Origin of the sequence: Micromonospora sp. DT233, from assembly GCF_049841815.1 — a bacterium.
In the GTDB taxonomy this organism is placed as follows: Bacteria; Actinomycetota; Actinomycetes; order Mycobacteriales; family Micromonosporaceae; genus Micromonospora.
This window is the reverse complement of record NZ_JBNCLB010000043.1, coordinates 1-574: the sequence shown is the minus strand read 5'-3', so window position 1 is coordinate 574 and position 574 is coordinate 1. Positions and strand designations below refer to the sequence as shown.

The following is a 574-nucleotide window of genomic DNA, read 5'->3' as shown; positions in this document are numbered from 1 at the left end:
CTCGACGTCCGCTACGAAGCCCAGCCCAACTTCTACTACTGCGGCCCCGCCGCCGCCCGCAACGCCCTCAGCGTCCAGGGCAAGGCCATCAGCGTCGACGCCATGGCCAAGGAGATGGGCACCACCGAGAACGGCACCGACTCCATCAACGACATCACCCCCATCCTCAACAAGGAGACCGGCAAGCCCGACGCCTACCGCAGCGTCGAGATCCCCACCGGCAAGGCCGACACCAAGCAGACCGACACCCTGCGCGCCGACATCATCCGCACCGTCGACGCCGGCCGCGCCATCGTCGCCAACATCGCCGGCACCACCACCGACACCGACGGCACCACCCACGCCTACGAAGGCGGCCACTACATCGCCGTCGTCGGCTACCACGACAACGCCGACACCGTCACCATCGCCGACTCCGCCAACCCCGACACCGCCAGCTACCAGATCACCATCGACAACCTCGCCGACTGGATCGCCACCCGCGGCTACGCCACCTCCTGACCCACCACACCACCGCACCACACGAAGGGCCGGCCCCCACCCGGGGACCGGCCCTTCACCACACCCACACCCA

At 68.6% G+C, this 574-nt stretch carries 1 protein-coding gene; it reads left to right on the top strand.

All coding sequences use genetic code 11. The features are described 5' to 3' along the window. Positions 1-501: C39 family peptidase (locus ACLQ2V_RS28110; protein WP_425721728.1), on the top strand; the 501-nt coding region annotated here is incomplete at its 5' end. Positions 502-574 lie beyond the last annotated feature (73 nt).